The following is a 13,156-nucleotide window of genomic DNA, read 5'->3' as shown; positions in this document are numbered from 1 at the left end:
AACCCTGTCATCGGCCGGATGGCAGGGGTGAGCGCTTTCGCAGGGCCGGAAGGATTTCGTCAAAGTGGTGAATGCAGGGTATTTCCGGGTGCCGGGCCCGGGCCTGTTGCTGGCTGTCTGGTGCCAGTACCGCAAGGCATTGCGCAATGCCCGCACTTCGAGCGCTCTCCAGCACCGGAAAGCTGTCGTCCACCATCAGGGTGGTTTCGGCCCGGTAAGGCGCCAGCCCCTGAAGATCCTGCCAGAATTCGGGGTCTTCCTTGGGTTTGCCAAGCTGGTGGCTGGAAACAATGTCATCGACCCGCGCTTCAAGACCGGTACGCCGGAGTTTCAGGGCCAGGGGGGCCGGGTGGCAGTTGGTGACAATGACCGAGCGAAGGCCGGATGCCCGAAGGGCGTCAAGAAAATCGGTCACGTGGGGCCGGTAACCGATCCGGTCGCCGACTTCCGCTTTCAGGCCGGTGATGTCGAGGGAAAGCCGTTCACTCCAGTAGTCGGTGCAATACCAGTTCAGGGAGCCGCGTTCGGCCATGATCATCGGGATCAGCCGGTCCTTGGCCTCCTGAGGGTGGAGGTCATAGTGCTCGGCATAGCGTGCGGGCAGATGCTCGAGCCAGAAGTGGTTATCAAAATGCAGATCCAGCAGTGTTCCGTCCATATCAAGGAACACCGTTTCGAGGGAAGACCAGTCAACCATATACAAAAACAGCCTGAAAATTTTTCTTCAGGCTGCCGGAGATCGCTCGCCGGGGCAAGCCGTGATAGTACGGAGGCTGTCCCGCTGGGTCCGGATCAGTTGTCGGTCTGTTTAACCGTTTCCGGCTTGCGGCCGGTACGGGTGCAGCCGAGACAGCGTACAAAGGTGGCTCGCGCCGGGCCCATTACCAGCACTTCACCGGCTTCATCTGCGTTACCGCCCAGCAGGGAGAAGGGCAGTGATACGAGGTATACGGCGCTGCCCACGATGGTGGTTGCCAGCAGGGCCGGGCGAACAAAAATGGCGTCGCCGGTCATCGCTAACGCTGACGGGGTTTCATCCACAGCCTGAGCGTGTCCGAGGGATGAAAATACCAACAGGCAGGCCGCCACAGTGGCCACCAGGGTGCGGGAAATCTTGCGGGTCATCGTACTGTCTCCTGAGCTTTTTTGGCCCTTGTAGGTGCTGTCTCCAGAGAAAATGGCACCAGAATCGCATCGAGTGGATACAATCCTAATTGTAAACCGTGGGCGTTAATCCTCTGTTAACTATGAATCATATTTGCGCATTTTCAAACGATTTTCCGTTGCGGAATGTGCATTTTCGTTAGCGTTCAGTGCTGGCAGCGGGGGCAGTAAACCGTGGCACGGTTGTTCATGCGAATTTCTTTTAGCGGGGTTTCGCATTTCTTGCAGGGTTCTCCGCCACGGCCATACACCAGAAGAGACTGGGCGAAGTAGCCGGGTTTGCCGTCGCTGTTGACGAAATCTCTCAGGGTGGTGCCGCCCATCAGGATGGCTGCGCTGAGGGTCTCCCGAATGGCCTCAGCCAGCCGGTGATAGCGGTCCCGGCTGATGCGACCCGCCTTGCGCCGGGGGTGTATGCCCGATTTGAACAGGGCTTCATTGGCGTAGATGTTGCCAACGCCCACCACCACATGATTGTCCATGATGAAGGACTTCACTGGGGTGTTTTTGCCTCGGGAACGCCGGAACAGCATCGCACCGTTGAATTCCGGCGCCAGAGGTTCAGGTCCAAGGTGGCTGATCAGCGGGTGATCTGTGACGGAGTCGGCCCAGAGCCAGCAGCCAAAGCGCCGGGGATCGTTGAACCGCAGAATGACACCGGATTGTAGTGCCAAGTCAATATGGTCATGGGCCATAGGTGGTGTGTCATCAGTAATGATCCGGAGGCTGCCGGACATGCCCAGGTGAACAATCACCGTTCCCTGGTCCACATTAAGGAACAAATATTTCGCACGCCGGTCTATACTTCTTATCATCTGCCCCCTGAGTCTCTCGCCCAGATCCGCTGGAACGGGCCATCGCAGGCCGCTGTTTCGTACAGTAACGCCAACAATGGTCTGGCCTTCGCAATGGGGCGCAATACCGCGGCGGGTGGTTTCGACTTCAGGCAGTTCGGGCAAAGGGGAGTCTCCACAGGAAAAGGAATAAGTGTAATCAGTAACAATTTTGCAGCCAAATGCTGTTGTTGTGGCTTACAGCTGTACGCTAAAGTGATGAAGTTGGCCTTGCGCCAGGGATTATGATTTTGAGGGTTTGCTATGTGGTTTAATGGTCTTCTTGACCTGTCGGTGATGCAGCTCATTCTGGTTACGCTCGGAATGACCCATGTCACGATTGTCAGTGTAACGCTCTACCTGCATCGCCATTCGGCGCACAATTCGCTGGATCTGCATCCGGCTCTGAAACACTTTTTCCGGTTCTGGCTGTGGCTGACCACGGCCCAGAACACCAAGGAGTGGACCGCTATTCACCGGAAGCACCACGCCAAATGCGAAACTGAGGAAGATCCTCACAGCCCGGTGGTGCTGGGTATCCGCAAGGTACTGTTCCAGGGCGCCGAACTTTATGCCGATTCGGCAACGGCTGAGACCCTTGAGCGCTACGGCCAGCGCACCCCGGAGGACTGGGTCGAGCGCAACGTCTACAGCCGGCACAGGACGCTGGGCATTACCCTGATGGCGATCATCAATCTGGCGCTGTTCGGTGTTCACGGAATCTGGATCTGGGCGGTGCAAATGATGTGGATCCCGGTATGGGCCGCTGGCGTGGTGAACGGTATCGGCCACTGGATGGGTTACCGCAATTATGAATGTGCCGATAACGCCCGCAACATCTCGCCCCTGGGGCTGCTGATCGGTGGCGAAGAGCTGCACAATAACCATCACACTTACCCGAACTCCTCCAAGCTATCCCGTCGCTGGTTCGAAGTGGACATTGGCTGGGGCTACATCCGGCTGTTCCAGTTGTTCGGACTGGCGAAGCCGAAAGGGTTCCGCCCGATTGCCCATCATGTGCCCGGCAAGATCGATGTTGACGTGGAAACCGTTCAGGCTATTGCCAATAACCGGTTTGATATCATGCGTCAGTACCGCAAGCGGGTGATGGAGCCCGTGCTGCGCCAGCAGAAGGCGCTTATGGACGATGAAATCCGTCCCCGGTACCGGAAGCTCAAACGGCTGCTGTCTCGTGAAGTCACACTGATTCAGCCGACAGAAAAGGAGACCCTGGAGTCCGTATTGGCGCGAAATCCGGTGCTGCGTCAGATCTATGAGAAAAGTCATGAGCTGCAAGCACTCTGGCGCCAGCGTGGTCTCAAACCCCAGGACAAGCTCAACGCTCTGATGGAGTGGTGTCGGGAAGCGGAAGCCAGTGGTATTCGCTACCTGGAAGAGTTTGCCGAGCACCTTAGGGCTTATTCTCTGCGGCCTTCTGCCGGAGTTTGATAGGCGACTGAATATGGGGTCAGATGAACGCTTTCATCTGACCCCGTCTTTACCCTTTGTCATTCCGCCTCAGCCATCACCCGAAACAGGGAATAGGTCACCTGGCCAGCGCTTTTCTGGCGATGCAGCTGCCAGGTGCCTGGCACGGCAGGGGTCGGGATCTCGCTTTCGTGTTCCACGTAAACCCAGCCCCCGGGCCTGATCCATTCCTGTTGGTCAAGGAGTGGAAACAGTCTTCCCAGCCAGCCCTGACGGAATGGTGGATCCATGAACACAATGTCAAACGGTGGGCGGTTCCTCTGTTTCAGGTAGCTTTCAACGTCGGCACAGATCACTTCACCGCCGTTGGATTTCAACAGCCTTAGATTGTCTCTTAATGCCGTGGCCAATGCCGGGGTGTGGTCCACGAGGGTGACCGTGGCAGCGCCCCGGGAAAGTGCCTCCAGTCCCAATGCGCCCGAGCCGGCAAACAGATCCAGACAGCTACTGCCGGCAAGGTGAAAGGTGAGCCAGTTGAACAGGGTTTCCCTGGCGCGGGCCGGTGTCGGGCGGACGCCGCCGGCGTCCGGAAAGCGCAGTTTCCGACTGCGCCAGTCGCCGCCTATGATGCGCAGCTCGCCGGTACCAACCTCTTTCCGGGATGAGGAAGCACCCGGCCGGGGTTTTGGTTTTCCTGGCTGGCTCCGGTTTGCGGGGTTTCGGCGCGCCATGTTTGCAGCTCCAGAGGCGGGTCTGATTCGGAATATCCGGTGCATGGTAACGGAAAGCGGGCCCGGCGTGATAATCCGCGTAGTCCTCACTTCACCGGGACAGTCTGCTAGAATGTCGGCTTTAATTTGTCCCGCCCATTCAGACTGATGGTATGACTTTATGACGGCAGAGTGGATTTCAATCGGCCTTCTGGCCCTTCTTGTGCTCGTATTTGTTCTGGATATCGCCGGCAACCGAAGCCGCGCACCACGGCCCAGGCCGGTTCCGCAACGTAAGCCGGAGGTCGCGAAGGGTCCGGCGCCTGCACCCGGGCCAGAATCATCCGAGAGCGAAGCACCGCCCGCCATCGTACCGCCGTCTCAGGCGGAACCGGAGCCCGAGGCAGCCCCCGAACCGGAGCGCATTCCGGAACCTGAGCCCCAGGTCAGTGTGTTTGAGCGCATCCGGCAGGGCCTGGGCAAAACCCGGGCGAATCTGACCGGTGGCTTGTCGGATATCTTCTCGCTGAGCAAGAAAATTGACGAGGATCTGCTGGAGGAAATCGAAACCACACTCCTGATGGCAGACGTGGGCGTTACCGCCACCTCCGAGATTATCGAATCTCTGACCGACAAGCTTGAGCGTAATCAGCTCAAGGATGGCGAGGCGCTTCGCAAGGCCCTGAGGGATGAGCTGAACGGTCTGCTGAAAGATGTCACCAAGCCCCTGGAGGTGGATGCCGGCAAGGCGCCCTATGTGATCCTGATGGTGGGTGTTAACGGGGTGGGTAAAACCACGACCATTGGTAAGCTCACCAAAAAATTCCTGAATGAGGGCAAGTCGGTGATGCTGGCGGCAGGTGATACCTTTCGCGCCGCCGCCGTTGAGCAGCTTCAGGTTTGGGGTGAGCGGAATAACGTGCCGGTGGTGGCGCAACACACCGGCGCTGACAGTGCATCGGTCATCTTTGATGCGATCCAGTCTGCCAAGTCCCGGGGCGTGGACGTGGTGATTGCGGATACCGCGGGCCGGCTGCAGAACAAGGATAACCTCATGAGCGAGCTTGAGAAGGTTGTCCGGGTGATGAAAAAGCTGGACGAATCCGCGCCCCATGAGGTGATGTTGGTGCTGGATGCAGGCACCGGCCAGAATGCCCTGAGCCAGGCCCAGGTTTTCCAGCAGGCGGTCGGCGTGAGCGGCATTACGTTAACGAAACTGGACGGTACCGCCAAAGGCGGTATTGTGTTTGCCATTGCCCGTCAGTTGCAGTTGCCCATCCGCTTTATCGGTGTTGGTGAGCAGGTGGACGACCTGCGCAGTTTCGATGCCGAAACCTTTGTGGGTGCACTGTTTGACGAATAGCCCGGAGTTAAGTCCAGCGGTAGCCGCCCATGATTGAGTTCCGTCAGGTCACCAAGCGATACGACAGTGATCACACCGCCCTGCGCCAGGTCAATTTTGGCCTGGAGCGTGGTGAGCTGGCGTTTCTCACCGGCCACTCCGGTGCCGGTAAAAGTACCCTGCTGAAACTCATCATGGTGATGGAGCGCCCCAGTGCCGGCGAGGTTATTGTGGGCGGGCAAGTGCTGAACCGTTTACCCCGTCGCCAGATTCCCTACATTCGCCGTCACATCGGAGTGGTATTTCAGAACCATCAGCTGCTGTTTGACCGTACGGTCTTTGACAACGTGGCCATGCCTCTGGAGGTTATGGGGGCATCCCCGAGGGATACCGGGCGCCGGGTTCGGGCCGCCCTGGACAAGGTGGGGTTGCTGAACAAGGAAAAAATGAACCCGGTGCAGCTTTCCGGTGGTGAGCAGCAGCGCGTGGGTATTGCCCGGGCTGTGGTTAACAAACCCCCGGTCCTGCTGGCGGATGAGCCGACGGGTAACCTTGATCCGGCGCTGTCTGCCGACATCATGAACCTCTTTGGTCAGTTCAGCCAGGTGGGTGTTACCGTGCTGATCGCGACCCACGACACTGCCCTGATCAACAAAATGGGGCGGCGGACCCTGACGCTTGATCACGGTCGCCTGACAGCGGGTGGCGCGCCAATGGCAGGGGGTGTGAGTGGCTACTGACCCCCGACGAAGGCCGGAGCAGACCCGTGGCGCAAACAGGGTCCGCTCGGCATGGCGCGAGCAGGTGGAAAGCTACCTGACCCACCACCGCAAGGTGGCCCGCGACAGCGCCCGGCGTCTGGGGCGCACCCCGGTTGCCAGCCTGATGACCTGGACAGTGATGGGGGTGGCGCTGGCGCTGCCGGTCGCGTTGCTATTATTGCTGACCAGTCTTCAGGGTGTGAGTGCTGGCTGGGAGAACAGTGCGCGGGTGACCGCCTATATCGACCTGGAGGTGCCCCTGGAACAGGCTCGCGAGCTCCGTGATGAGATGGCGGCGGACGGCCGGATCGCCAGTGTCGAACTGGTGGACCGCGATCAGGCGCTGAAGGAGTTCCGGGCATCGTCCGGGCTTGAAGATACCCTGGATTACCTGGAAGAAAATCCCTTGCCGCACACCCTGCTGGTGACGCCCGAGGAAGGTGCCCGCTCTGCGGAAGGTGTGGAAGCTCTGGTCCGGTTTATGGAGGGGATGGAAGGCGTCGAGCGGGTTCAGGTGGACCTGGGCTGGTTGCAGCGCCTGAATGCCATGACCGACCTGTTGGCCCGGGCTGTCTGGGCGCTGGCTATCCTGCTGGCGGCTGCGGTGGTGCTGGTGATAGGGAATACTGTGCGACTGTCGATCGAGAGCCGGCGGGATGAAATCCTCGTCGCCAAGCTGGTGGGCGGCACTGACAGCTTCGTTCGCAGGCCCTTTCTCTATACCGGCGCCTGGTTCGGTTTGGGTGGTGGGGTGGTAGCACTGATATTGTTGCAGCTCTCCTTATGGTGGCTCAGTGGGCCCATAGAGCGGCTGGCAGGCCTGTACCGGAGTGATTTCTCGCTCAACGGACTGAACTTTGATGGTGCGCTGGCGTTGATTATTGTAGCAATGCTGCTAGGCTGGCTTGGCGCCTGGGTCGCGGTGAAACGTCATTTGGATGACATGGAGCCGGGCGATATTACCGGGGGTTAATGATCCGGATAGCGGGAAAACCGTATTGTGGAGACAGCTTCCGCTGACGTAGTGTCGAGGACAGCATATTCAGGGTGGATTTTCCAGATAGTTGATTCATAACGTTTTACTGGGGAGTCCGGGAACTTTTAAGGTTCTTGGCGGTCTAACGTGCAGTTGGTATATTTAAGGATCGTCGGGTTCGGAGGTTAAGGCATGGGTACGAGTTTACAGCTGGTTGACAGACTGGTTCCGGGCGCAAATCTCGAGTCGTACATTCAGGCTGCGAGTCGCATTCCGGTGCTCACAGCGGATGAAGAGCGGGAGCTGGCCGAGCGGCTCCATTATGAGGGCGACGTGGACGCAGCCCGTTATCTGGTTATGTCACACCTGCGTTTCGTGATCCACATTGCCCGGAGCTATTCTGGTTATGGCCTGGCGCAGGCAGACCTGATCCAGGAAGGTAACGTTGGCCTGATGAAGGCAGTCAAGCGCTTTAACCCTGAGTATGGGGTTCGGCTGGTGTCTTTTGCCGTGCACTGGATCAAGGCCGAGATTCACGAGTTCATTCTGCGTAACTGGCGTATTGTGAAAGTGGCCACTACCAAGGCCCAGCGCAAGCTGTTCTTCAATCTGCGCAGCCAGAAGAAGAAGCTGGCCTGGCTCAGTCACGATGAGCTGAACGCGGTGGCGGAAGATCTGGGTGTTGCGCCCAAGGTTGTTCGGGAAATGGAAGGCCGGCTAGCCTCCCATGACACGGCGTTCGATGGTCCGATGGACGATGACGAGGACAACGCCTATCAGGCGCCGGCGTATTATCTGGAAGATACCCGTAGCAATCCGGCCACCCAGTTGGAGAACTCCGACTGGTCAGAGGATTCCAATGGCCGCCTGATGGAGGCTCTGGAGCAGCTGGATGAGCGTAGCCAGGACATCCTGCGCGAGCGCTGGTTGTCTGAAAGCAAGTCGACGTTGCATGAGCTGGCTGATAAGTATGGCGTGTCTGCGGAGCGGATTCGGCAGCTTGAGAAGAATGCGATGAAGAAGATCCGCGTGCAGATGTCTGAGGCTGCCTGATTTATCGGCCAGGCTTTCTGGGCTGCGCAATTAAGAACGCCACCACCGGTTCCGGTTGGTGGCGTTTTTGTTTGTATAATCGGAAATTATAACTTGGGGGCAGAAGCGATTGGGTGGGCCTTTCCAAAACACGCTGTGAATACGTCCCTGTACGCTCGGCTCCGCCATTCATGGCTCCGCACGGTTTTGGAAAGGCCCACCCAATCCCTTCTCGAACTTCTGGTGTTAAGGCCTGAAAAATGACTACAAATCGTCTTCATATTGCCTTTCTGGGTATCGGCCTGATGGGCGCGCCGATGACCCGAAATCTTCTGAATGCGGGTTTCCCGATGACTTTGTGGAACCGGACTGCCAGCAAGTGTGAGCCGTTCGCCTCGGAGGCATCGATTGCCGAGTCTCCGGCAGAGGCGGTTGCCAGTGCCGATGTGGTGATCACCATGCTGGAGAACAGTGATGTGGTGGAGCAGGTGCTGGTGGTACAAGGGGCGATTGATGCCCTGAAGCCGGGTGCGCTGGTGATCGATATGAGCTCTGTTCAGCCGTCTGTGGCCCGGCGTCATGGCGAGCTGGCCGCGGAGCGCAATGCTGGTTATGTGGACGCGCCGGTATCCGGGGGCACGGTGGGTGCCGCTGAGGCCCGCCTGAGCATTATGGCCGGTGGCTCGGAGGCGGATGTGGACCGGGCCCGGCTGGTGTTTGATGCGCTTGGCAAGTGTACGAGGATTGGTCCGGTGGGATCCGGGCAGCTGGCGAAGCTGGCCAACCAGGCGGTTGTGGGGATTACCATCGGTGCGGTGTCTGAGGCGTTGTTGCTCGCTGCGAAGGGCGGGGCGGATCCAGCAGCGGTTCGGGAAGCCTTGTTGGGCGGCTTTGCTGGTAGCCGGATTCTGGAATTGCACGGTCAGCGGATGATTGACCGTGATTTCGCGCCCGGCGCTCCGGCCCGTATTCAGCTCAAGGACATGCGCATGATTCTGGATGAGGCTCGCGCGGAAGGTTTAACCCTGCCGCTGGCCCAGCAGACCCATAATGAATATCTGTCGCTGGTGGCCAATGGTCACAGTGAGGTTGACCACAGCGGTCTGCTGCTTGAGCTGGAGCACCTGAATGGTGCTCTGCTTGGCGCTCTTGGCCGCCGCCCCAAGGAGTAACGACGCCATGCCCCGTTTTGCTGCCAATCTGTCCATGTTGTTCACAGAAGTCGATTTTCCCGAGCGTTTTGCCATGGCCCGGGCTGCGGGATTTGAGGGAGTGGAGTATCTGTTCCCCTATGCCTACCCGAAAGACATGCTCAGTCAGATGTTGAACGACAATCAGCTGACGCAGGTGCTGTTCAATCTGCCGCCGGGTGACTGGGAGGCTGGTGAGCGGGGCATTGCCTGCCTGCCAGACCGGGTGGATGAGTTCAAAGCTGGTGTGACTCAGGCAATCGTGTATGCCCGGGCGCTGGGTTGCAGGCAGTTGAATTGCCTGGCAGGGCTGAAGCCGGCCGATCTGCCCGAGGATATCGCATGGCAGACCCTGGTGGACAACGTGGCCTGGGCGGCCGGAAAGCTGGCAGAGGACAACATCACCCTGTGCCTGGAAGCCATTAACTCACGGGTGGATATGCCGGATTTCTTTCTGGACACCTCCGGCAAGGTGCTTGCAGTGATTGAGGAGGTGGACGCAGACAACGTTCGCCTGCAGTATGACCTTTACCATATGCAGATCATGGAGGGGGATCTGGTGCGCTCGATGGAGTGTCTGCTGCCCTGGATTGGCCACATTCAGTTTGCCGATAATCCGGGGCGTCATGAACCGGGCACCGGGGAGATTAACTTTTCGAATGTTTTTGCGGCCATCGACAGCATGGACTATGAAGGTTGGGTAAGTGCCGAGTATCGGCCCTCAGGCGCCACGGGCGACAGTCTGGGCTGGTTTAAAGGTAAGGGTTGACCGTCGCCATAGGCGACACCCTCTTACAAGATGGTAACTGGCCGGCTTACCAAGTTCTTCGTACCCTTGTGGTCAATGAAATGTGGTCAATGAAATCGTGGTCAATGTAATCCGCTATCGGGAGGAGAGCCGGTGAAAGCGCTGGTAATCGAAGACGATCAGGACGTAGCAAATTATCTTGTCAAAGGGCTGAAGGAATCCGACTTCGTGGTGGATCATGCGGCCGACGGCAAGGAAGGCATGATGATGGCGGCCAGTGAGGACTACGACATCATGATTGTGGACCGCATGCTGCCGGGGATGGACGGGCTGTCTATCATCAAGACCGTCCGGGCCACCGGAAACCAGGTGCCGGTTCTGATTCTGAGCGCCCTGGGCGATGTGGACGACCGTGTTGAGGGTCTGCGGGGCGGCGGTGATGACTACCTGACCAAGCCGTTTTCCTTCACCGAGTTGTTGGCCCGCATCGAATCCCTGATCCGACGCAATCGGCAGACGGCGGAAACCGAAACCGTATTGCGGGTGGCCGATCTAGAGATGGATCTGCTGGCCCGGACCGTCAAGCGGGCAGGCCAGAACATTGATGTTCAGCCCCGCGAATTCCGGTTGCTGGAATATCTGATGCGCAACGCCGGCCAGGTGGTCACCCGGACCATGCTGCTGGAGAAAGTCTGGGACTATCACTTCGATCCCCAGACCAACGTCATAGACGTGCATATCAGCCGGCTGCGAGCCAAGATCGACAAGGAATTCGATACCCCCTTACTGCAAACCATCCGGGGTGCAGGGTACATGTTACGTGAAACTGCTTAGCCAGCTCAGGACCTCGTCTTTTCAGTTAGCCCTGCTGTACATGGTGGTGTTTGCCACCTCGGTATTTCTGTTACTGGCCTTTATCTATTGGCGTACAGCGGGCTTCATGACCGCCCAGACCGACGAAACCATTGAAGCGGAAATCGCCGGTCTGGCGGAGCAGTACCGGGGCCGTGGGGTAAACGGCCTGATCACCATTATTCGCGAGCGGGTTGCCCGCGATCCCAATGCCAAATCCATTTACCTGCTGACCACAGACGACTTCCTGAAGTTGGCCGGAAATATCGAGACCTGGCCGGAAGGCAGCCGTTCCGAGAGCGGCTGGATCAACTTCACCCTGAACGAATCGGTTGGCTGGACCGGGCCTGAACGGCTGGCCCGCGCCCGCATCTTCGAGGTGCAGGGTGGTCTGCGACTGCTCGTGGGGCGGGATGTGGACGAGCTCACCAATCTGAAGCGGGTGATTGAAACCGCCATCAACTGGGGGATGGGGATCACTCTGGGGCTCGCCCTGCTGGGCGGCTTTTTGATGAGCCGGAGCACCACCCGCCGCATTGAGATCATCAACAACACCTCCCGCCGGATCATGAATGGCCACCTGTCCCTGAGAATTCCTACCCGTGGAACGGACGACGATTTTGACCAGCTGGCGGAAAACCTTAACCAGATGCTGGACCGCATTGTTTATCTGATGGAAGGTATCCGGCACGTTTCCGACAGCATTGCCCATGACCTTCGCACCCCCCTGACCCGCCTGCGGAACCAGCTTGAAAATACCCTGATGTCGGTAGATAACGATGAAGCGAGGGAACAGGCCGGCCGCGCCGTGGCCGAGGCCGATCAGTTGCTGGCAACCTTCAACGCCTTGCTGCGGATTGCCCGGCTTGAAACCCGGGGCAATGCGGCTGATATGAAACCGGTATCGCTGGATGAACTGGTTACCGACGCCTGCGAACTCTATGAGGCGTTGTCGGAGGATAAAGACCAGTCCTTTGAGCAGTCCCTGGAAAGCGGCGTGATGATCGAAGGTGACCGGGATCTGCTGTTCCAGATGGTAAGTAACCTGATCGATAACGCGATCAAATACACTCCGGAACACGGGGTTATTGGTGTTGCCGTTCGAAAGGAAGGTGCCGAGGCGATCTTCGAGGTTCGGGACAGTGGTATTGGTATTCCCGACGCCGAGAAAGATCAGGTGTTCCAGCGCTTCTATCGTGTTGGCAAGAGCCGCTCATTGCCAGGCAACGGCCTGGGGCTGAGCCTGGTGAGCGCGGTTGCGGAAATCCACCAGGGCCGAATTGTTCTGAGCGATACCCACCCGGGGGATACTCCGCCCGGACTGACTGTGACCGTCCGGATGCCTGCCTTTACCGAGGCCCGGAAACGGATCCGGGCAGCGCAGGCAGAACAGCCAGCGGACTCAGCGGGAGCGGAAGCCCGAATCGCAACAGAATCCACTGGCGCAGAAACTCACTGACTGGCGCGGAACCGGTTAATCCTCGACAGTACCGGGCTTACCAGGGCATCTGTGCGGCATTCAATCTGGTGGGTGATCTTTTCAACCTGTGAACGGCGGCGATTCACCCGCACCTGAATACTGTCCCACTCCCCCTCCAGATGCTTCTGCTCGGCCATCAGAAAGGCCGCAATGTTATGGCGGTTCACCTTGCCGGTGATGCCGAACTGGTCCAGCCTATAACCCACGGCGTCTACGCCATTAAGCGCCATATTCAACAATTTTTGAGTATTCATGTCGGTATCTCCGTCACTGGAACCTGTAAAAAGTTATTTTGCAAAGTTATGCCTTGCCCCTAGAGTGTGCAACCTAATTCCCGGGGGAGAGGGTCGGCCATTTCCCTGACCAAAAGGTAATTCCTCGGCCACGCCGGTGTAATGCTCGCTGTGCATAATAGACACTGTAGCTTTGGAAGCATGCACGAATTGTTGCTTGCTTCTCCCTCCAGCACAGCGCTAGCCTTACCCCGTTTTTACGGGGTTTTTTTAGTGCGCCCGGCATGGGCGCACTCCTGGAGGTGCAAGTCCTCCCGTAAGCTGGCCACAGCGAACGAAGTGAAGCGCAACTGCGGAAGGGCGACCAACTGTGGAGAGGAAGCGTGGAGCGTAAACCGTGAGCCGAT

At 58.3% G+C, this 13,156-nt stretch carries 14 protein-coding genes; 9 read left to right on the top strand and 5 right to left on the bottom strand.

What is annotated here, in order from left to right; all coding sequences use genetic code 11:
* Positions 1-7: 7 nt before the first annotated feature.
* The 3 genes from yrfG to mutM all read right to left on the bottom strand — a co-directional run bounded on the left by yrfG (position 8) and on the right by mutM (position 2,123).
* Positions 8-697, bottom strand: a complete 690-nt coding sequence (gene yrfG, locus AC13C0_RS14435) for a GMP/IMP nucleotidase (RefSeq protein WP_341581065.1) — start codon at positions 695-697, stop codon at positions 8-10.
* A gap of 95 nt (positions 698-792) precedes the next feature.
* Positions 793-1,125: a hypothetical protein gene (locus tag AC13C0_RS14430; protein ID WP_117619071.1), complete on the bottom strand. Its 333-nt coding sequence runs from the start codon at positions 1,123-1,125 to the stop codon at positions 793-795.
* A 185-nt stretch (positions 1,126-1,310) separates the two neighbouring features.
* Positions 1,311-2,123 carry a bifunctional DNA-formamidopyrimidine glycosylase/DNA-(apurinic or apyrimidinic site) lyase gene (gene mutM / locus AC13C0_RS14425; RefSeq protein WP_341581067.1) on the bottom strand — a complete coding sequence of 271 codons (813 nt, stop codon included), beginning with the start codon at positions 2,121-2,123 and terminating at the stop codon, positions 1,311-1,313.
* A 138-nt stretch (positions 2,124-2,261) separates the two neighbouring features.
* Between mutM and AC13C0_RS14420 the strand changes: the two genes are divergently transcribed.
* Positions 2,262-3,446 carry a DesA family fatty acid desaturase gene (locus tag AC13C0_RS14420; protein WP_117619073.1) on the top strand — a complete coding sequence of 395 codons (1,185 nt, stop codon included), beginning with the start codon at positions 2,262-2,264 and terminating at the stop codon, positions 3,444-3,446.
* A 59-nt stretch (positions 3,447-3,505) separates the two neighbouring features.
* Here AC13C0_RS14420 and rsmD read toward each other — a convergent pair whose 3' ends face one another.
* Positions 3,506-4,156: a 16S rRNA (guanine(966)-N(2))-methyltransferase RsmD gene (gene rsmD / locus AC13C0_RS14415; protein ID WP_341581068.1), complete on the bottom strand. Its 651-nt coding sequence runs from the start codon at positions 4,154-4,156 to the stop codon at positions 3,506-3,508.
* 160 nt (positions 4,157-4,316) lie between these two features.
* On the opposite strand from rsmD, the gene ftsY reads away from it, so the two are divergent.
* From ftsY to AC13C0_RS14375, 8 genes are all read left to right on the top strand, one after another.
* On the top strand, positions 4,317-5,498 hold the full coding sequence (ftsY, locus tag AC13C0_RS14410) for a signal recognition particle-docking protein FtsY (protein ID WP_341581069.1): 1,182 nt from the start codon (positions 4,317-4,319) through the stop codon (positions 5,496-5,498).
* Positions 5,499-5,527: 29 nt separating this feature from the next.
* Entirely contained in the window at positions 5,528-6,217 is a 690-nt protein-coding gene (gene ftsE, locus AC13C0_RS14405; protein WP_117619076.1) for a cell division ATP-binding protein FtsE, read from the top strand.
* On the top strand, positions 6,207-7,211 hold the full coding sequence (ftsX, locus tag AC13C0_RS14400) for a permease-like cell division protein FtsX (protein ID WP_341581072.1): 1,005 nt from the start codon (positions 6,207-6,209) through the stop codon (positions 7,209-7,211). The genes ftsE and ftsX overlap by 11 nt, the downstream gene beginning before the upstream one ends.
* 195 nt (positions 7,212-7,406) lie before the next feature.
* Positions 7,407-8,267, top strand: a complete 861-nt coding sequence (rpoH, locus tag AC13C0_RS14395; RefSeq protein WP_117619078.1) for an RNA polymerase sigma factor RpoH — start codon at positions 7,407-7,409, stop codon at positions 8,265-8,267.
* Positions 8,268-8,506: 239 nt separating this feature from the next.
* Entirely contained in the window at positions 8,507-9,418 is a 912-nt protein-coding gene (locus tag AC13C0_RS14390; RefSeq protein WP_117619079.1) for an NAD(P)-dependent oxidoreductase, read from the top strand.
* 7 nt (positions 9,419-9,425) lie between these two features.
* Positions 9,426-10,205 carry a hydroxypyruvate isomerase gene (hyi, locus tag AC13C0_RS14385; RefSeq protein ID WP_117619080.1) on the top strand — a complete coding sequence of 260 codons (780 nt, stop codon included), beginning with the start codon at positions 9,426-9,428 and terminating at the stop codon, positions 10,203-10,205.
* 132 nt (positions 10,206-10,337) lie between these two features.
* Entirely contained in the window at positions 10,338-11,018 is a 681-nt protein-coding gene (locus AC13C0_RS14380; RefSeq protein ID WP_117619081.1) for a winged helix-turn-helix domain-containing protein, read from the top strand.
* Positions 11,005-12,495 carry a HAMP domain-containing sensor histidine kinase gene (locus AC13C0_RS14375; RefSeq protein WP_117619082.1) on the top strand — a complete coding sequence of 497 codons (1,491 nt, stop codon included), beginning with the start codon at positions 11,005-11,007 and terminating at the stop codon, positions 12,493-12,495. Before AC13C0_RS14380 ends, AC13C0_RS14375 begins: the two co-directional genes overlap by 14 nt.
* Here the strand turns inward: AC13C0_RS14375 and AC13C0_RS14370 are convergent.
* The gene (locus AC13C0_RS14370; protein WP_117619083.1) at positions 12,489-12,770 is read right to left on the bottom strand and encodes a hypothetical protein; all 282 of its coding nucleotides are present in this window, start codon (positions 12,768-12,770) and stop codon (positions 12,489-12,491) included. The genes AC13C0_RS14375 and AC13C0_RS14370 overlap by 7 nt on opposite strands.
* Positions 12,771-13,156 lie beyond the last annotated feature (386 nt).

The organism is Marinobacter sp. B-21 (genome assembly GCF_056857895.1).
This window is presented reverse-complemented; position numbering and strand designations above follow the sequence as displayed.

Excerpts from the sequence above, each read along its gene's own strand:
- yrfG (WP_341581065.1), bottom strand. The coding sequence starts at position 697 with ATGGTTGACTGGTCTTCCCTCGAAACGGTGTTCCTTGATATGGACGGA.
- AC13C0_RS14430 (WP_117619071.1), bottom strand. The coding sequence starts at position 1,125 with ATGACCCGCAAGATTTCCCGCACCCTGGTGGCCACTGTGGCGGCCTGC.
- AC13C0_RS14420 (WP_117619073.1), top strand. The coding sequence starts at position 2,262 with ATGTGGTTTAATGGTCTTCTTGACCTGTCGGTGATGCAGCTCATTCTG.
- rsmD (WP_341581068.1), bottom strand. The coding sequence starts at position 4,156 with ATGGCGCGCCGAAACCCCGCAAACCGGAGCCAGCCAGGAAAACCAAAA.
- ftsY (WP_341581069.1), top strand. The coding sequence starts at position 4,317 with ATGACGGCAGAGTGGATTTCAATCGGCCTTCTGGCCCTTCTTGTGCTC.
- ftsE (WP_117619076.1), top strand. The coding sequence starts at position 5,528 with ATGATTGAGTTCCGTCAGGTCACCAAGCGATACGACAGTGATCACACC.
- rpoH (WP_117619078.1), top strand. The coding sequence starts at position 7,407 with ATGGGTACGAGTTTACAGCTGGTTGACAGACTGGTTCCGGGCGCAAAT.
- AC13C0_RS14390 (WP_117619079.1), top strand. The coding sequence starts at position 8,507 with ATGACTACAAATCGTCTTCATATTGCCTTTCTGGGTATCGGCCTGATG.
- hyi (WP_117619080.1), top strand. The coding sequence starts at position 9,426 with ATGCCCCGTTTTGCTGCCAATCTGTCCATGTTGTTCACAGAAGTCGAT.
- AC13C0_RS14370 (WP_117619083.1), bottom strand. The coding sequence starts at position 12,770 with ATGAATACTCAAAAATTGTTGAATATGGCGCTTAATGGCGTAGACGCC.